This is a genomic window from Thiorhodovibrio winogradskyi (assembly GCF_036208045.1).
Taxonomy (GTDB): Bacteria; Pseudomonadota; Gammaproteobacteria; order Chromatiales; family Chromatiaceae; genus Thiorhodovibrio; species Thiorhodovibrio winogradskyi.
In genome coordinates, this window is record NZ_CP121472.1 from 4,973,321 (window position 1) to 4,991,667 (window position 18,347).

At 60.8% G+C, this 18,347-nt stretch carries 12 protein-coding genes and 1 pseudogene; 7 read left to right on the top strand and 6 right to left on the bottom strand.

All coding sequences use genetic code 11. The features are described from left to right. The first annotated feature begins 211 nt into the window (after positions 1-211). On the top strand, positions 212-8,347 hold the full coding sequence (locus Thiowin_RS22985) for a DUF4347 domain-containing protein (RefSeq protein ID WP_328985296.1): 8,136 nt from the start codon (positions 212-214) through the stop codon (positions 8,345-8,347). A 147-nt stretch (positions 8,348-8,494) separates the two neighbouring features. On the opposite strand, the pseudogene Thiowin_RS22990 reads toward Thiowin_RS22985, so the two are convergent. Beyond that, positions 8,495-9,666: pseudogene (locus Thiowin_RS22990) on the bottom strand (IS3 family transposase); the annotation flags it as partial. A gap of 68 nt (positions 9,667-9,734) precedes the next feature. Between Thiowin_RS22990 and Thiowin_RS22995 the strand changes: the two are divergent. Then, positions 9,735-10,232 carry a DUF4214 domain-containing protein gene (locus Thiowin_RS22995; protein ID WP_328985297.1) on the top strand — a complete coding sequence of 166 codons (498 nt, stop codon included), beginning with the start codon at positions 9,735-9,737 and terminating at the stop codon, positions 10,230-10,232. A 164-nt stretch (positions 10,233-10,396) separates the two neighbouring features. On the opposite strand, the gene Thiowin_RS25590 is transcribed toward Thiowin_RS22995, so the two are convergent. The 3 genes from Thiowin_RS25590 to Thiowin_RS23010 form a co-directional block, all read right to left on the bottom strand. Further along, positions 10,397-10,852, bottom strand: coding sequence for a P-loop NTPase family protein (locus Thiowin_RS25590; protein WP_328985299.1), 456 nt, complete (start codon positions 10,850-10,852; stop codon positions 10,397-10,399). Further along, a complete protein-coding gene (locus tag Thiowin_RS25595; protein ID WP_328985301.1) occupies positions 10,812-11,498 on the bottom strand; it encodes an AAA family ATPase in 687 nt (228 codons plus the stop codon). The genes Thiowin_RS25590 and Thiowin_RS25595 overlap by 41 nt, the downstream gene beginning before the upstream one ends. A gap of 167 nt (positions 11,499-11,665) precedes the next feature. Next, on the bottom strand, positions 11,666-13,651 hold the full coding sequence (locus Thiowin_RS23010; protein WP_328985302.1) for a sensor histidine kinase: 1,986 nt from the start codon (positions 13,649-13,651) through the stop codon (positions 11,666-11,668). A 279-nt stretch (positions 13,652-13,930) separates the two neighbouring features. Between Thiowin_RS23010 and Thiowin_RS23015 the strand changes: the two genes are divergently transcribed. Beyond that, complete coding sequence (locus Thiowin_RS23015; RefSeq protein ID WP_328985303.1) at positions 13,931-14,677, top strand: response regulator transcription factor; 747 nt, start codon at positions 13,931-13,933, stop codon at positions 14,675-14,677. A gap of 10 nt (positions 14,678-14,687) precedes the next feature. After that, positions 14,688-14,819 carry a hypothetical protein gene (locus tag Thiowin_RS23020; RefSeq protein ID WP_328985304.1) on the top strand — a complete coding sequence of 44 codons (132 nt, stop codon included), beginning with the start codon at positions 14,688-14,690 and terminating at the stop codon, positions 14,817-14,819. A 4-nt stretch (positions 14,820-14,823) separates the two neighbouring features. On the opposite strand, the gene Thiowin_RS23025 is transcribed toward Thiowin_RS23020, so the two are convergent. Both Thiowin_RS23025 and Thiowin_RS23030 read right to left on the bottom strand, forming a co-directional pair. Then, positions 14,824-15,015 (bottom strand): hypothetical protein, encoded by a 192-nt coding sequence (locus Thiowin_RS23025; protein ID WP_328985305.1) that lies wholly within the window; start codon positions 15,013-15,015, stop codon positions 14,824-14,826. A 40-nt stretch (positions 15,016-15,055) separates the two neighbouring features. After that, complete coding sequence (locus Thiowin_RS23030) at positions 15,056-15,940, bottom strand: Rpn family recombination-promoting nuclease/putative transposase (protein ID WP_328985306.1); 885 nt, start codon at positions 15,938-15,940, stop codon at positions 15,056-15,058. 15 nt (positions 15,941-15,955) lie between these two features. Between Thiowin_RS23030 and Thiowin_RS25540 the strand changes: the two genes are divergently transcribed. From Thiowin_RS25540 to Thiowin_RS23040, 3 genes are all read left to right on the top strand, one after another. After that, entirely contained in the window at positions 15,956-16,153 is a 198-nt protein-coding gene (locus Thiowin_RS25540; RefSeq protein WP_408034128.1) for an InlB B-repeat-containing protein, read from the top strand. A gap of 402 nt (positions 16,154-16,555) precedes the next feature. After that, on the top strand, positions 16,556-16,687 hold the full coding sequence (locus Thiowin_RS23035) for a hypothetical protein (RefSeq protein WP_328985307.1): 132 nt from the start codon (positions 16,556-16,558) through the stop codon (positions 16,685-16,687). A gap of 20 nt (positions 16,688-16,707) precedes the next feature. Further along, the gene (locus tag Thiowin_RS23040; RefSeq protein ID WP_328985308.1) at positions 16,708-18,333 is read left to right on the top strand and encodes a TolC family protein; all 1,626 of its coding nucleotides are present in this window, start codon (positions 16,708-16,710) and stop codon (positions 18,331-18,333) included. Positions 18,334-18,347: the final 14 nt, after the last annotated feature.

Here is an 18,347-nt window from a genome sequence, read left to right on the forward strand (position 1 = left end):
AAAAGCAACAGATGCGTGTTCAAAAAGGGTTTTAAGCTTCAACCGCGACCGCGCACCTTAAATGGCGACTGGAATCAGTTGTGACTTTGTTAGTGGCAAACTTGGCTATTTAGGACTATATAGCGGAGACACTCGCGCGCTCTTTCGCTGTCCGAAGCGGCCCGCAAAGGCGTGATCGAATTATCCTCATCTTTGTTCCGGAGATCTTGGTATGACCTCGTATACGACCTCAGCGCGGTCAGAAAATGCCGGTGCCACCCCGACCGAGTTTGACGCGGCGACCTTTACTGGTTTCTCTACTCTGCTAGAAGCGGCGTCGCTTGATTCGCCGGTGATGGATACCTCCCGCAGTGAAGTCGTGTTCATCGATGGCGCCATTGCCGATTATCAGACACTGCTGGACGGTATTGATCCCAACGCCGAGGTGGTTCTGCTGGATGCCAAGCGCGACGGTATTCAACAGATGGCGGAATACCTGAGCGGGCGCGAGGGCATCGACGCAGTGCATCTGATCAGCCACGGCAGCACCGGGCAAGTGCATGCCGGCAATGCCAGGCTTTCCGAGGCAACGCTTGAGCAGTACCGCGAGGAGCTGGCGACCATCGGCCAGGCGCTGACCGAGGACGGGGATTTGCTACTCTATGGCTGCCATATCGGGGCCGAAGACATCGGGGCTGACTTCATTACTCGGATTGCGGAGATGACCAGCGCGGATGTGACGGCATCGAAGGATCCGACCGGGGCTGATAAGTTCGGTGGAAATTGGAAATTGGAGGTCGCCGCCGGGGAGATTGAGGCGAAACTACCCTTCACAGGAATAACGCTTGACCGTTTTAACACCCTGCTAGCGACGACCTATAGCTTTGAGGATGCGTTCGGCGGCGATCAGACCGCTCAATCAACGCTGACAGTGAGTGGCTTCCAGTTCGCGACCTACGACAGTTTGGGTAGCTCGGTTGCGGACCTGAACTGGTATAACGGCACTGGTTCCACAGCTGATGGATTCGACAAGTCTGATTTTTTCGTCGCCGGTCTACAAATCCCTGGGCCTACTTTCGCCGATGAGCTTCGTATCAGCAGTAGCGATGGGAACAACTTTCGATTAACAAGTTTTTGGGCGCGCGCCGAGGGTGAAGATCAGGAAGGCAACCATGTCGTCACCGCATACAGTGACGGTAATTTTGTTGGAACGGTGACCATCTCCATCCCTTATTACGGTACCGATAATAACTTCGGCAACATCTTTGATTTTTCAGCCAATACCAACTTCCAGAATATTGACGAGTTCCGTATTCGCGGCAATAGCACAGGTGTCTATTTCGGGTTTGATCAGATGGTGGTTGATGCAGCGGTGTCTCCAAATGCCGCGCCGGCTGTCACCCTGCCAACAACGCCCACAGTCAACGAAGACAGCAGTGGCAACGCAATTTCTGGCATCTTGATCGCCGACACTGACAACGACAATCAAACCGTGACGCTGACCGCCACCAATGGCGCCCTCGCGCTGACGGGCAATGGCGGTGCAACGGTGACCGACAATGACGGCAGCGATGGAACCCTGGCGTTTAATGGGACCGTTTCTCAAGTCAACACAGCCCTCGGCAACCTCACCTTCACCCCGACCGCCGATTTCGCCGGCAGCGCGACCATCCAGATCCAGACCAACGATGGCAACGGCGGCACCGACGACGAAACGCTTAATGTAACTGTGACGACCGTGAACGATGCACCCTTACTGGATGCGGCAGCAACACCGGTACTGACGGCGGTGGAGGAGGATGCTGGGGCGCCGACGGGCGCGGTGGGCACGCCAGTGACCAGCCTGGTAGAGATCGGCAGCGGGCTGAACAACGTCACCGATGTCGATACTGGCGCTCAGACCGGGGTGGCGATCACCGGCCTGGCGGCCGGGCTGAATCTCTGGTACTCGATCAACAATGGCGCCAACTGGACGCAGTTCGGCAGCGCACTGGCCGACGCCATGGCGCTGGTGCTGTTCGCCGACGCCAACACTCGCATCTTCCTTCAGCCGACCACGTCTAACTTCAACGGCACGGTCACCGACGCCATCAGCTTTCATGCTTGGGACCGCACCGGCGGCTTCGCCAATGGCGCCACGGTGAACGTCACCACGGCTGGCACTGGCGGCATAACCCCCTTTAGCTCCGCCACCGACACCGCAAATCTGGCCGTCACGGCGGTCAACGATGTGCCGATCTTTACTGGCCTGGATGATACGCCCATTTACACCGAAGGCGGCAGCGCGGTAATGCTGGACGGTGATGTGCTCGTGGCCGATACCGAACTGGATGCACTGAACAGCGGCAGCGGCAACTACAACGGTGCCAGCGTCACTCTTGCCCGCAATGCTGGAGCCAACGCGCAGGATGTCTTCAGCAATAGCGGCTTGCTCGGCACCCTGACTCAGGGGGCTTCCTTCAGCTATGATAGCACCGAGGTGGGCACTGTCACCACCAACAGCTCGGGCACCCTCAAACTGACCTTCAACGCCAATGCCACCTCGGCGCTGGTTGATAGCGTGTTGCAAAGCATCGCCTACAGCAACAACTCCAACGACCCACCCGCCAGCGTCACCCTGGACTGGACCTTCAACGACGGCACCGCCGACAGCAGTGGCAGCAACCAGACCGCAGTGACCATCACCCCGGTCAACGACGCACCCACGCTCACCGCCAACGGCTCTGATCCGGCTTTCAACGAAGACGAAGCCGCCGTCACCCTGTTCAGCGCCGCCTCGGCCAGCACCGTGGAAAGCGGCCAGACTTTCACCGGGCTGACCCTGACGGTGACGAATGTGACTGACGGAGCCAGTGAGATCCTGTCCATTGGCGGCACCGATGTGCCACTGATTCCCACCGACGGCAGCCTGATTGCGATCACTGGGGGTGGCAGTGCCGCCGTGACCTTGGATGGCAGCACGGCGACCGTCACGGTCACCGACATGACCCGCGATGCCGCAGCCCTGCAAAGCCTGGTCGAGGGCATCAGCTACCGCAACATCAGCGATGATCCTACGATTGCTGATCGGATAGTCACCATCACCTCGCTGACCGACTCCGGTGGCACCGCCAATGGCGGAGTGGAAACCGCTCATCTGACCATCGCCTCCACCCTCAGCCTGACGGCAGTCAACGACGCCCCCGTCCTCGTGCTCAGCGAGACCACCCAGGGCTTCGAGACCTCCGACAGCCTCACCAGCAACTTCAACGACGGTAACGCCACGCCGGTGATGTCCTGGAGCGAGACCGCCGGGCTCTCCGGCGGGGGCGGCGTGAGTATCCCCGGCGGCACCAGCGAGGTCTGGACGGCCAACCAAGGCCTCACCCTGGTCATCGGCGAGACCTACACCCTATCGACCTTTGCCTATATCTCTGGCAACAGCGGCTATGGCGGCCTAGGCTTTGCGGTCAACGACAGCAACCTCCCTGGGTCCACCACTGCGGGCACCAACGGCTTCAACCTCGGCATCGGCTTTCACGGCGGCGGTGGGTCGTACATCAACGACGACAGCGAGACCAACCTCTCCTGGACCGGCACCAGCGGCGGGGATGCCCTGGTCACCGGCAACTGGTATCGGCTGAGCTACGCCATCACCCCCACTGGCAGCAACAGCTTTGAGGTCAGCTTCGAGATCTGGAACAGCGATGCCTCTGGCGTGGTGGGGACTCGGGCGGCGGATCCCGTTTCCACCACCCTGACCAACCCCCATCTCACCGAGGGGCTGACGGTCTATCCCTATTTCTCCAATAACGGCAGCCGCCTGGGCGTGATCGACGACTTCACCGTTACCTCGTTCAGCAGCGGGTACGCCCTCACCGCCACCGACGAAGACACCACCAGCACCTCGACCGCCGTAAGCACCATCCTATCCGGCCTGGGCTACAGCGACAGCGACTCGGCGCAATCCGGGGCAGCCATCTCCGAAACCACGGGCAACGGCACCTGGCAATACTCGACCGACGGCGGCAGCACCTGGACAGCGGTGGGCGCGGTGAGCGCCTCCGCGGCCCTGCTGCTGGATGCAGACCAACTGCTGCGCTATGTGCCCGACGGGGTCAGCGACGAAACCGCGACCCTAACTCTACGTGGCTGGGACCAGAGCAGCGGCGCACCCGGTACCACGGCGGACACCAGCAGCAACGGCGGCAGCACCGCCTTCTCGGCCACCACCGGGACTGTCAGCATTTCGGTCACCGAGGTCAACGATGCCCCCACGCTTTCGGCCAACGGCTCTGATCCCACCTTCACCGAAGACGGCAGCGCCGTCATCCTGTTCAGCGATGCCTCGGCCAGCACGGCGGAAAGCGGCCAGACCTTCCAGGGCCTGACGCTGACGGTCACGCATGTCTCCGACAGCGCGGAGTCACTTGCCATCGACGGCAGCACGGTCGAACTGAAGAACGACGCATCAGGCACCACCACCAACAACAGCCTGAGCTACAGCGTCAGCGTGGCCGCCGGCACGGCCACGGTGACACTCTCGGGCGGCACGCTCGCCGCGGCCGACCTGCAAACACTGATCGACGGCATCAGCTACAGCAACAGCAGCCAGAACCCCAGCACCGCCAACACCCGAGAGGTGACCATCACCTCGATCCAGGACAGCGGCGGCACCGCCGACGGCGGGGTCGATACCGCCGCGCCCAACATCGGCTCGACGGTGACGCTGGTGGCAGTGAATGATGCACCCGTGATCGCCAATCTGGACGCTGACAACCCGAGCTTTGTCGTCGGCGCCAGCAGCCCGGTCAAGCTGGATACCGGCGATGCCGCCACCCTGACCGATGTCGATCACAGCAGCTTTGGTCACAGCGGCTTCCTGCTGGTCACCCAATCCAGCAGTGGCTCCATCGCCACCGGTAATCTCTCCTTCGACGGCACCACCGTCAAGGCCGGCGCTGATGGCGTGGTGACCTCCGGCGAGCGCGTCACGGTCAATGGCACCGACATCGGTGTGGTCACCACCATCGCCGCCGCGGACAACACGATCCATGACCTGCTCAAGATCACCTTCGACACCGGCGCCGCCACCCCGGCGCTGATCAGCACCCTGCTGCAAAACCTCTCCTACACCGAAACGCCCAGCAACACCGCGATAGGTGATCGCCGCTTCGACATCAGCGTCAATGATGGTGAGGAGTCCTCATCGGTCGCGACCGTGACCCTCACCGGCGCTGCCGCCCCGACCCTCACCAGCGCCACCTACGACTGGGCCAGCGGTCAACTGCTGGTGACCGGGACGGATTTCATCGCCCAGCCGGGGGACGACAACGACATCGATGTCAGCAAGCTCAGCCTGGTGGGGGAGGGCGGCGACAGCGTCACCCTGACCAGCAGCCCGGTTGAGATTAGCAGCGCGACCCAGTTCAGTGTCACCCTGAATGCGGCTGACCAAGACGCCGTCAACCAGATCTTTAACAAAAACGGTGCCAGCTCCACGGGTGGCACAACCTACAACCTGACCGCCGCCGAAGACTGGGCAGCCGGGGTCGAGGCCAGCATCACCCTGGCCGACCTGACCGGCAATGGCATCACGGTCAGCAACGTCGCCGCGCCCACCATCGCCAGCGCCACCTACAACGGCAGAACCGGCGTGCTCGAGGTCACCGGCAGCGGATTCCTCAAGCGTGATGGCGCGGACAACGACATCGATGCCAGCCGCTTCACCATCACCGGCGAAGCCGGCAACACCCATACCCTCACCGATACCGCCGATGTCGAGATCACCAGCGCGACCCGCTTCAGCCTGACCCTGTCGGAAACCGACAAAACCGCCGTCAACGCCTTGATCAACCAAAACGGCACCGCGTCAAGCGACAACACCACCTACAACCTGGCGGCTACGGAAAACTGGGCATTGGGTGCCGATACGGCGGTCGATGTCGCTGATCTGACGGGCAATGGGATCACCGCGACTGTTAACCAACCGCCGCTGATCACCAGCGACCTCGGCGGCGACACCGCTGCCGTGGATGCGGTGGAAAACAGCACCGCGGTCACCACCGTCACCGCCACCGATGGCGACGATGACACCGTCACCTTCAGCATTACCGGCGGCGCCGACCAGGACTTGTTCCAGATCGATGCCAACAGCGGTGTGCTGAGTTTCAAGACCGCCCCGGACTTCGAGAACCCGAGCGACAGCGACAACAGCTATGAGGTCGTGGTGCAAGCCAGTGACGGCTACGGCGGCAGCGACACACAGAGCATCACGGCGACCGTCACCGACGTCAATGAAGCGCCGACCATCACCAGCGGCGACACTGGCTCGGTCGAGGAAAACGCCGCCACCAGCTCGGTGATCTACAGAGCACAGGCGACTGATCCCGACGCTGGCCAGACATTGACCTATAGCCTCGGCGGCACCGATGCCGACCTGCTCACGATTGACGCCAACAGCGGGGCGGTCACACTCAAGGCTAGCGCCGACTTTGAGACCAAGCCCAGCTACGGCTTCACCGTCATCGCCACCGATAACGGCAGTGGGAGCCTGAGCGACACCCGGGCGGTCACTGTCAATGTTGTCAACCTCAACGACGTCGCCACCGGCAGCGTCAGCATCGACGGCACTGCCACCCAAGGCGAAGTCCTCACTGCCAACACCAGCACCCTGGCCGACGCCGACGGCCTCGGCAGCTTCAGCTATGTCTGGAAGGCCGATGGCAGCATCATCGACGGCGCCAGCGCCAGTACCTACACCCTGACCCAAGCCGAAGTTGGCAAGGCGATCAGCGTCGAGGTCCGCTACACCGACCAGCAAGGCACCGCCGAAGGCCCCATCACTAGCACCGCCACCGACCCGGTCACCAACCTCAACGACGCCCCCGAGATCACTTCCAACGGCGGGGGCGACACGGCAGCGTTCAGCGTGGCCGAGAACAGCATCAACGTCACCCAAATGACGGGCTTTGACATCGACGGCGATCCACTCAGTTTCGCGATTGTTGGTGGCGCCGATCAGGCCCGCTTTGGGATCAATCCAGATACAGGCGTCTTGACCTTCCTCAACGCGCCAGACTTCGAGAGCCCGGACGACAGCGATCGCGATAACCGCTACGAGGTCGCGGTTCAGGTCAGCGATGGTAATGGAGGCAGCGATACACAAACCATCAGCGTCACTATCACTGACGTTGCTGAACCTGCCCCCGAGCCAGAACCCGAGCCAGAGCCAGAACCCGAGCCCGAGCCAGAGCCAGAGCCCGAGCCAGAGCCAGAGCCAGAGCCCGAGCCAGAGCCAGAGCCAGAGCCAGAGCCAGAGCCAGAGCCAGAACCTGAACCTGAACCTGAACCCGAACCTGAGCCCATCATCCCCCCACCCGAGGACTGGGACGAACTACCCGACGACGACGGTGACGGCGTGCCTGAGGTGGTCGAAGACTTCGTACCTGCACTGATCGAAGGCGGCGCCACCGGCGATGGCAATGGCGACGGCATTCCGGACCGCGAGCAGGCCGATGTCGCCTCGGTGCCGATTCGCCAGACCGACCAGGTCTCGGTGAATCCAGATGCCCCGAGCATTTTCGTCACCTTGGTCGGCGGGGTCTTTGCCGATGACGGCAGCGGCAGCGCGCCGGTCCCCGAGGGCGGCGTCCTGATCCGTGGCCTGACCCAGCGTGACGCCCCCGCCGATCGCCCCACCGATCTCGCCATGCCGCTCGGCCTGATCGGCTTCGATGCCGAGATAACCAACGGTTCAACGGCCGTCCCCTTCAGTCTGCTGGTCGACGGCGCCCTCGGGGTCAACGGCTTCTGGAAACAGACCAGCGACGGTGACTGGGTGAATCTGGCCAGCTCCGAGTTCGGCGGCCAAGTCGTCACCGTAGGCGCGATGACCCGCCTCGACTTCGTGATCGAGGACAATGGCCTGTTTGATACCAACCCCGCCATTGGATCGATCACCGACCCCGGCGCGCCGGGCTATCGTGAGCCGCTCGAGCCGCCACCCACCGACTGTCCCTATCGGCCGTTCCAACCGGACAGCGATGGCGACGGCGTGCCCGATGACCTGGAGGCCAGGCTCGGGCTCGACCCGGCGCTAAAAGACAATGATGTCTTCAATGACAGCGCCCTGTTTGTCCAGCAACTGTATCGCGATCTGCTCTGGCGCGAAGGCGAGGATGCCGGGGTCGCGTATTGGACGGGCGCCCTGGAGGCTGGGGCGAACCACGAGCAGGTCGTCATGGCCTTTCTCGACGCGCCGGAATATCAGGCCACGGCGGGCCTGATTGGGCGTTTCTACGAGGGCGCCCTCGGGCGCGCGCCGGATGCCTGTGGTCTGGACTGCTGGGTTGCGCAAGCACAGGCCGGCGTGCCGATGGAACAGTGAGGTGGACCCCATGTCAAGGACAGTTTTCCCCCGAATTTAAGTTAGCGCGCCCAGTTCAGTCGCAGCGGATTGGCGCTGCCCCAGTTCTTCGCCAGCGGAGTCGTCGGCGGAGCGTAGCGGAGCCGACGACTCCGCTGGCGGGCGATCGCCAAAGTGATCAGCAACCACGACACCACCTCCTTTGCCGCTCACATGCACATCGTCCGGCGTTCGGTAGCCAAGCCCCTGGTGAGGGCGTTCACCGTTGTAGAAGGGGAAATACGCCGAGAGGCCCATGAACAGCTCTGTGAGCGTCTCATAGCCCTTGGGGTAAATGTCCTCCCATTTGACGCTGCGCCACAGACGCTCGACGAAGACGTTGTCCAGGGCTCTGCCGCGCCCATCCATGCTGATGGCCACCTCGGCGTCACGCAACACCTGGGTGAAGGCGAGGCTGGTAAACTGCGCGCCCTGGTCGGTGTTGAAGATCTCCGGGCGCCCATAGTGGCGCAGCGCATCCTCCAAGCAATCGATGCAAAAGCCCGTGTCCATTGTGTTCGACAATCTCCAAGAAAGGACTCGTCGTGAGTACCAGTCGATGATGGCCACCAGGTAGGCAAATCCATGCGCGAGTCGCACATAGGTGATGTCACTGCTCCAGACGTGGTTGGGCCGTACAATGGCCAGCCCACGCAACAAGTAGGGGTAGATTTTGTGCTCAGGATGCGGCTTGCTTGTATGAGGCCCAGGCAACATGCCGGCTAAACCTAAAACGCCCATGAGACGCTGAACGCGTTTGCGACTGACCGCATAGCCTTGTGCGCGCAGCATCACAACCATGCGTCGACTCCCATAAAATGGTCTCTTGGTGTATTCCGCATCAATCAGCCGCAACAACTTTTGATCCAGTTCGCTCGGCTCGGCAATACGATCATGGCGGTGTGCATACACTCCAGAGCGATGTACGCCAAGCAGCGCACATTGGCGACTGACCGCTAACCCGCCATCATCAAGGCCGCCCATGTCGATCCACCCGCGACGCACGCTCACAGGCTCACCCCGGACTTTTTTTTCAGCCAGTCCAGCTCCATTTTCAACCGCCCGATCTCGCTGTAGAGTCGCTCTTCGTCGCCACTGTCGTCCACTTTCTTGCGCCCGCGCCGGCCTTCGAACAGCTTGCCGGCGTCCGCCACGATGGCTTTCTTCCACTGGCCTACTTGGACCGGATGAACCCCGTGATCCTGCGCAATCTCGTTAGTCGTCTTCACTCCGCGTACCGCTTCCAAGCCTACTTTGGCCTTGAAAGCGGCACTGAAGGTCTTGCGTTGTCTCTCACTCATCTGCTCTCTCCAAGTCTTTACAAGTCTCTTCAGATGAGGCAAAACTAACTTAATTTAGTGTCCTAAAATTGGGGTCCACTATACAGATCGCCGAGGCCTTCCTGCAGTCCTCTGAGTTCGTCGATCAGCAGGGTGCGCTGACCAGTACCTCGCTGGTTGAAACGCTGTTTGGCGCGATGCTGCAACGTGCTTCGAGCGAGACAGAACTCAGTACCTGGAGTCAAGCCCTGGAAAGCGGCACCTCAGCGGGCGCGTTGCTGCTGGACCTGGCGCAACAGCCCGAGTACTTAGCGCTGCAGGAAGACAGCCTGCTGCTCAACAGTCTGTATCTCTCCACCTTGGATCGCGCGCCGGATGATGCCGGCCTGGCCTGGTGGCAGAGCCAACTCACCCAGAGCGATGATAACCTTGGTGCCATCGCTGGGTTCATCACCAGCCGCGAGTATCAGCAGCGATTCGTGCCGGCGGCGTCTGACAGTCCAGCCAGTGGGTTTGATGATGGCGCTGCGCTGGGCCTGCTTGGCCAGTCGGAGCCTGCCGATCTAGGAGGGGTGCTGCTGGGATAGGCCGCCGGGCTTGGGCGCGCTGCCGGGCGCTTGGCCCGGAGCTTCTCGATGGCTTGTTGAGCGATCCAGGCCGGCAACTTGCTCATCGGCATTGAATGCAGCAAGGACTCGCGAAATCTCATTGGCCTTGCGGTGGAGTAGGCTTGCCTCTGGTCTAGCGTCCTTCAGGTCGTGCCCAAGGTGGAGATGCGATGGCGAGGCGGTGATGAGCTACGCCACATCACCGGCGGATGTTCGGGATCCAGCGCGGCACCGATCAGTTCAGCGCCATGCGGCTGACGGGCGACAAAATCGATGCGGTTGCGATCCATCGCCAGGTTGCTGTCGAGCATTTCGCGTGGTGGTTGCCCGGTGGTGGCGAGCGCATCGAAAAAGTACAGCGCCAGGGTGGGATTGTAGAGACCGGGTCCTGGCTCGTAGCCAAAGCGATAGCCGTTGTACCAGGTGCGCATGGTCGCGAGCATGCGCGCTGACCAGTCTTGATCCCGCTCTTGTTCGGCGGCGAGCGCATCCAGCACAGCGGCGATTTCCGCCTCGGTGAAGCCGCATAGATCAACAAAACGCGCATCCAGGCTGACATCATTGGAGACGTTGTAGCCACTGGATATGTCCGCCAGCACCACCGGAGACTCCAGTGATGAACACCCGATCAATGCCGGAACCCGATGCGAGGGACTTGACCGCCTTAAATACCGTTTTGAGCAGCCCTTCGCCAGAGACCAGCGCATCATAATCAGCGCGTCGCTGCTGCATCAGCTCATTGGCAAAGTTGTCGTATTCGTCGATCAAAAGATAGAGATCGTGGCCCTGGGCGCGGGCGGCGCTCACGGCGGCACGAAAAGCCACCAGGCCATCGCTCGGATGAGACTGTAAGTCGGCGCGAAGCCGGTCGCCACAGCGAACCCCAAAATCCGCCACTTGAGCATTAATGTGGTTGTGCAAGGCTTGGCGAATCTCAGCCAGGCTGCCGCTGGCATCGACCATGGAGAAATCCCAGCGCAGTACGAAGTAACTGTTGCGCCGCGCGGTGGGCTCGCGGCCAATGGCGAGCGATCCAAACAGGGCATCAAATTCCCCGGCGCGCGCCAGATCATAGTAATTCTCCAGTGTCGTCAGCCAGGCGGTTTTGCCGAAGCGACGCGGGCGCAGAAAGAGTAACTGATCGCCGGCGGTTTCCAACGCGCGGATGTGCGCGGTGCGATCCGCGTAGTAGTAGCCGTCGGTGATAATCTTGTGAAAGTCAGCGGTACCGTAAGGAAATTTCATCGCGAATGACCGAAAAGTGGGACCAGCAACAGTATCATGGCGGGGGCGGAGTCATCACCTTTGCAGGGCAATGCCACATGCACATGGCGCGTCGCCACCCCGCAAGATGACGCTGGTTGGTGTGCGGGTGTTAGCGCTTTGTAGGCTTTGTGGAGCGGGCTGGCGATTCAATCAGGGTCGCGCGGCGGCAGGCAGATTGCAAAGGTGGTGCCGCCACGCGGGCTATCCTCGCCCAATCGCAGGCGGATATCGCCGCCATGCGCCTGGGCGATGCCGCGACAGATAAAGAGACCCAGACCGGAGCCGCGAATGCCACTGACCCGAGGTCCGCGCTGAAACTTCCCAAACAGCCGCTCGGCGTCCTGGGTGGTGGTTGTGGCGCCGGTGTCCGAGACCAACAACGCCAGCCGCGCCTCGGCCCCGGCTGTCGTGCCGCCCTCGGTCCGTGCCTCCAGCCATACCCCACCCGGCGGAGCGTATTTGAACGCGTTGTCAATCAGATTGTTCAGTGCCATCCGGATCAAAAAGGGGTCGAGACACCAGGACGCCGGAGCCCGCGACAAATCCACCACCAGATTATGACGAGGCGATGCGATAACCTGACCCGCGACTTGGTCGATCAATGGAGCAATCGGCGTGTTTGTTAGTTTCGCCTCGAACGCATCACGCTCCAATGAGTGATTGTTGAGATAGTTGGTGATGAGCTCCGCCAGACTCGAGACCGCGCGGCGGATTTGTTCGACGCGCCGGCGCATATCCTGGCCATCGGCTGGCGGTACCGCCACCAGATTGGTCGCCGCGGCGTCCACAATCGCCAGCGGATTTCGGAACTCATGGCTCAGCATGTCGACGAGATGCCCCTGTTCCAGGCGCAGCCGTCGCTCGAACGCCAGCGCGTCTTGCAGGCGCTCCTGAGCACGCATCAACTCAGTGGTGCGTTCCCGCACCTCGCCCTCCAGATAATGCTTCGCGGCGCGTGCCTGCGCAAGCGCCTGATCGCGCGCCACGGCCATGGCGCGGAAACCCTGACGCAGACGCCACGCTTGCGCCACGCCGGAGAGGGCGAGAAACACCGGCATAATGATGATCCAGGCACTGATCAGCGGGGAGGCACGTTCCAGCAGGCCCAGCAACATCAACACCAGCGGCATGATTGCCACCAAATAGAGCACAAAGGCCGCCAGCATGGCCCAGGCATAGACGCTCCCGTGCTGGCGAACCTGCCCCAGCGCCAGCCAGAGCGCGCACAGAGCCGTCAATACATGGAGCACATACAGCAGCATGGCGGTCTCGCCAAAGCGATCCAGCGCCAGGCTCAAGGGTGCCGCGGCAAAAACCCCAATCAGCACCAGCAGCCCGCTATCAAACCACCGATGCGGCGTGCCTCGGGTGAGCAGTTCACGCATCATCCAAGTGGCGCTGGCCATCGCCCAGAACGACACCAGGCCGACCGCGGCGCTCGCCACCAGCGGCTGCGACGGCCAAAGCCACTCGGCGTGAAATCCCCTGACCACCACCATGGTGGCCAAATTGATCATACCCGCCAGCGCGATGGCGGCCATCTCGCGCTGTTTGAACACCAGGGCCAGCAGCGCTATGGCCACCGCCAGTATCCCGGTTGCGCCCAGGTGCAGCCCCCAGATCAAGGCGCCGCGCGTCGCGGACGCCACGAAAGCGCATGGCTCCCAAAGGGTGAGCATGCCCACCAACGAGCTGGTGCTTTGCAAACGCAGCAGCAGCGGCCCCGGCGCATCGGGGTCGAGCGGAAAGATGAAGTGCCGATGCGCGATGGGGCGCTCGGCGAAGAGCCGCCAGTCGCCGACTTGCCGCACTGTCCAACCCGTGCCGTCGTGCTGATAGAGATCGACTTGGTCGAGAAAACTCGGCGCCACCTCCAGCCACCACCAGCGCTGATGGGGAGCGAGCGGCGGCGGCTCGAAGCGTAGCCAGGCGACGGCGCGCGAATAGCCGAGCGTCAGGACGCCAGGTTGCGGTATGAAAGACTCGGCCCCGAGCGCGGCGATCTGCTCAACGCCGAGCGCTCCCGAATCATCCAGGTAAACCTCATAGTCGAGATCATTGCCCAGGCGCCACTGACGCCCTCCCTCCTCGGCCTGGCTTACAGTGCTCCAGCCCAGCGCCAAGCTCAACATCAAACACAGCGCCGGGAGCATCTTCGGGGGGGGCGTCCAAACACGATGACTGCGCGGATCAAGGTGGTATGTCCTGTCGTTCCTTTGTTCAAACCATGAAATGTTCAAGCCGTATAAAGGCGCGGGATGACTGACCGACCCCCTCCTGATCCGTGCTACCGCGAACCCCGCCACAGCATGCCAAGGTGCTATGATTAAGCCATGAAACGCAAGAAACTTCCCATCGGCATATCCACCTTCCGCGAGATTCGCGAGTAGGGCCATTACTATCTGGACAAGATGCTTCACTCTCTCTCCGATCCAACCCCAACTGATCCAGCTCGGGCCAGCCTCGCCATCGTCGAGGACGAAGCACCGCTGCGCGATAACCTTGAACTCTTCCTGCGAAGTCGTGGCTACGCAGTCTGCGGAGTTGGCTCGGCCGAGGCGCTCTACAAGCAGCTGGCCACCAGCCCGACCCAGATCATCATCGTTGATATCGGCCTGCCCGGCGAGGACGGTTTCAGCCTGATAGAGCATCTGGCCGCCGCCAATCGCTATGGCTTGATTGCCCTGACCGCGCGTGGCGCGACCGCTGATCGCATCCAGGGACTGCAACGCGGCGCCGATCTCTACTTCGTCAAGCCGGTCGATCTGCATGAGTTGGAGGCCGGTATCGAATCGCTGTGGCGGCGCCTGGGCCACGCCAGCCGACGCCGTCGCGAGGATCAGCCCAATCCCTGGATACTCGAGCCGCTTGACCGCCGTCTGCGCGCGCCTGCTGGCCAGGTGCTTGCGCTGACCGCGCGCGAGAGCGAGTTGCTTGACTATCTCATGTCGCGTCCCGCCGAGATTATTAGCAAGGACGACCTGCTGTGCTATCTCAGCGGTTCGGCGGCCACGGATGACTTTCACCGCATTGAAGCTCTGCTCTATCGCCTTCGCAAAAAGGCCATGGAAGTATTCGCTCAGCCGCTGCCGGTTCGAGCCGTGTTTGGCCGAGGAATCAGCTTTGTTGCCGCCGCGCGCATCGAGCGGCCATTGTGAGAATTTGTGAGTGGCGCGTCTGGCCATTCGCGCCGATATTTATCAATCAGGTAAAAAAGTTTCGCGACGATTTCGCCAATTCGAGCAGGGCATGACTGACCAAAAATTGGCACTTGGCCGCTTGTTTTTCCATTTCGGCTAGTACCTCATTTCAGCTTAATCTGCGGATACAAATACTTGAGCTTCACGCGCGCTTTTTCGTTGGTGAACTGCCAGTCGACGCCGATTTGCGCCTTGTTGCGTTGCTCGGCCCAAGCGGCGGTTTCGCGGCGAAGGGTTTCGATATCATTGATGCGGCGGTCCAGGCGCTGTTTGGTCATCACACTGAGACGACGCAAGGCCAGGAAGATCGGTCAAAAGATCTGGTAAGGAGCCTTTTTACCCTTGAGATTCCTTGCGCAAAGCAGCGATGGTCGCAGAATCCAGACCGGTTTTTTGCGCAATGGTGTCATCATCGAGCAGGTCGAGCAGCCCGCGCGCCATACTGAGAACAGCCTCCTTTCTGCCTTCTTCCCGACCTTCTTTTCTGCCATCCTCCCGCGCCGTGTCAAAAGAGTTTTTGAGATCACGATAGTATTTCAAACTATCCTCGTAGCTTTGCAACTCCTCGCGGCTAAAATTGGCAATTCTGGCGACCTCAAAGAAGCGCTCGAACACCCGCTCGCGCAGCGCATCCGGGACGTGATCGAGCCGATCCAGATGCTTAATGGCATAGAGCCATTTGTCCACATGGGTTTCGAGCTGATCCAGGCCTTTGTTGAACTTGGGCATCTCCAGATAGATAAAGGTCAGCTTCTCGTAGAACACCTCATTGGTATCAATATCCTGTAGCTTGATGTCGTAGCGGTATTTGTCGTTGTCCTGTTTATCCTCATCAAAAACAAAATCCAGAATGCCAATGGTATAGACCGCATTGAGGCGAAAATCCCAATCGCCGCGTTTGGCTTGCTGCTGAATGGGAAAAGTCGAATAGAAAACACTGCGATCCTTAAAGAAATTCTGCTTCGCTTTTTGCAGCTCAACAATAAACTTCTCGCCACGCTCGTTTTCGCAGTACAGATCAAAGATCGCCTTGCGATCCACCGGCGTTCGGCCCAGTTGCTCGTCTTTCAGGTAGGTGAGATCGACAATTTCGCCCTGCTCATCGTGGAGCAAGGCGTTTAGAAAATCGCGCAACAAATCCTTATGCGGTTCTTCGCCAAACAACCGCTTAAAGCCATAGTCAGTGAAAAAATTGACATAATGATCAGTCAAATAGGTCATGGGTGCGGACTCCTGATGAATCATCGCCGCCGTGATCATTCCGCGCGCCAGACCGAAAGCACGAGCGGGCCACCGTGGCGGTATAGTGGACATTTGACTGCCGTGACCCCCACTGCGGCGGGTAGTGTAGTGTGCGCCCCCTCCGAAGTGCCCGATGGCGAATCAACCACCTGCACGGCTACGCCAAATGAAGGGTACTATTTTTTGGGGTGAGAGAACGCAGCGGCGGGATGTAACGCTGCATGTTACATCCCAAGGGTTGATGGTGACACAGTTTTTACCGCGATATTCCAGACCGTTGACCACTCGTCCACGGTTCAAGGGACCCGACCATCGGTCTTGCTACGCTCGGCTACGAGCAAGCATCCGTGGCGTTTTCTGAATCGGTAGATGACGGCGGATTACCCATTACAGGCTATACCCCCATCAGCGCGCCGGGAGACATTGAGGGCCATTGTGTTCAATCGCGGTGTACCGCCAGCGGATTGACCAACGAACCAACCTATAGGTTCACCGCCATTGCCACGAATACCCTTCGGCGACAGCGAAGCGTCGGAGCTTTGTCGCCGCCGCGCGCATCGAGCGGCCATTGTGAGAATTTGTGAGTGTTTGTGAGTGGCGCGTCTGGCCATTCGCGCCGATATTCATCAATCAGGTAAAAAAGTTTCGCGACGATTTCGCCAATTCGAGCAGGGCATGACCAACCAAAAATTGGCACTTGGCCGCTTGTTTTTCCATTCCGGCTAGTAACATCAGGCCCATCGGCGATGCAAGTGCATTCCCCAAAATCACACCCCGAGACCCGCGCATGGCGCGGCGCCTTGATGCGCCCGCGCGATGTCGCTTGGACTTGGCTGTTTTCCGCTTTGCCGCGCGGTCTTGTCGCCGCCCTTGTCGCCACAAATGCGCTTGCCGCCGGTGCTGACATCGCGGCGGAAAACAGGCTGCCCATCCTACCGTTGAGCGAACAGGAGTACGTCACTCTGGCACTGGCGGAGAATGACAGCATCCGCCAAAGACAAATGGATCGCCTGATCAGCGAGCAGGGGCGCATCACCGCCGAAGCCATCTTCGAGCCCGCGTTGCAGATGGACATCGCGCGCAGCTACGGTTTTGAGGAAAACACCACCGAAAGCGCGGTGCAACGCTTCTACGAAACCGAATACGAATACCGGGATCTGGATTATTCCGTCGGTGTCAAGGGCATGCTGCCCACGGGCGGCGACTATCGTCTCTACTACCAGATGGAAGACCTGGCCAACAGCCTGCAAAGCGACGCCGTTTATGGCAACGAAAACGTCGCCGAGGCGGCCCTTGAGGTCACCCAGCCCCTGTTTAAAAACGCCGGTCTCAAGGTCAACCGCGCCGGCATTGACATCGCCTATCAAGAACAAGGCATCACCGCGGATCGTCTGCAAAAAACCCGCATGACGGTCGCCTATCAGGCTCACCTCGCCTACGCGACCATGCAGTTCGCCCTTGCGCGTCTGAAGCTAGACGAACAGATGCTTGAGCACGAGCGTGGGCGTGGCGAGCAAATCGCCAAATTATTCGACGAAGGCCGCGTCAGCGCCGCCCAGGTGGATCTCTCCCGCTCGGTCCTGCGCCGCCGCGCGGCCCAGGTGAGTGCCGCCCGGCGTCAACTGCGGCGCACCGCCTCCGAGGCCAGGCGCTTGCTCATTGGCGCCGAACAGCGCCAACTCACCGGCGTGCTGCCGAGCGAAACCCAGCTTGCCTTGATCCCCATGGTGAGCCCGAATTTCTCCCGGCTGGAACAACTCATCAACGACCGGCCCGAATTCAAGGAGGCCAAAAAAGTCCTGACCCAAGAGGATCTGCGTCTGGAAGTCGCCCGCAACCAGACGCTGCCGGACATCAACCTGCGCTTCATCCTTGGCAAAACCGGCCTGGGCGATGACGTCCGCTCGGCCCATAACAAGCTTGATGGGCCGCATGAGTTCTGGGAAGTCGGCCTCCAGGTCAATGTTCCACTCGGAGGGAAATCGGCCAAAAGCCAACTCGCCGCCGCGCGCATCAAAAAACAACAAGCACTCGACACTCTCAGAAGCCTGGCGCTGCTGATTCACGACGAAATTCTCGTCGCTCACGAGGAACTGCAACAAACCACCAGCGAGGCCAAGGAGTACCAGCAGTCCGTTACCGCCCTCGAACGGGTGACGCGGGAGAACCAAACGCGCGTCGAACAAGGGCAAATGAACCAGCTCGACCTCATCAGCGGCCAGCTCGACCTGCTCGACGCGCGAAAAATGCTGGTGGAAAAAATCTACGAACAGCGCCGCGCCGCGCTCACCCTGGCCCTGGCCGAGGGCGGCATTCTGGAGTGGTTTGATCGTTACGCCGCCTCGGCGTCGTCTCAAGCCAGTGCGCGCTAGCCGAGACCGCCCCC

Excerpts from the sequence above, each read along its gene's own strand:
- Thiowin_RS22985 (WP_328985296.1), top strand. The coding sequence starts at position 212 with ATGACCTCGTATACGACCTCAGCGCGGTCAGAAAATGCCGGTGCCACC.
- Thiowin_RS23015 (WP_328985303.1), top strand. The coding sequence starts at position 13,931 with ATGCTTCACTCTCTCTCCGATCCAACCCCAACTGATCCAGCTCGGGCC.
- Thiowin_RS25540 (WP_408034128.1), top strand. The coding sequence starts at position 15,956 with ATGAATCATCGCCGCCGTGATCATTCCGCGCGCCAGACCGAAAGCACG.
- Thiowin_RS23010 (WP_328985302.1), bottom strand. The coding sequence starts at position 13,651 with ATGTTGAGCTTGGCGCTGGGCTGGAGCACTGTAAGCCAGGCCGAGGAG.
- Thiowin_RS23040 (WP_328985308.1), top strand. The coding sequence starts at position 16,708 with ATGCAAGTGCATTCCCCAAAATCACACCCCGAGACCCGCGCATGGCGC.
- Thiowin_RS25595 (WP_328985301.1), bottom strand. The coding sequence starts at position 11,498 with ATGAAATTTCCTTACGGTACCGCTGACTTTCACAAGATTATCACCGAC.
- Thiowin_RS23030 (WP_328985306.1), bottom strand. The coding sequence starts at position 15,940 with ATGACCTATTTGACTGATCATTATGTCAATTTTTTCACTGACTATGGC.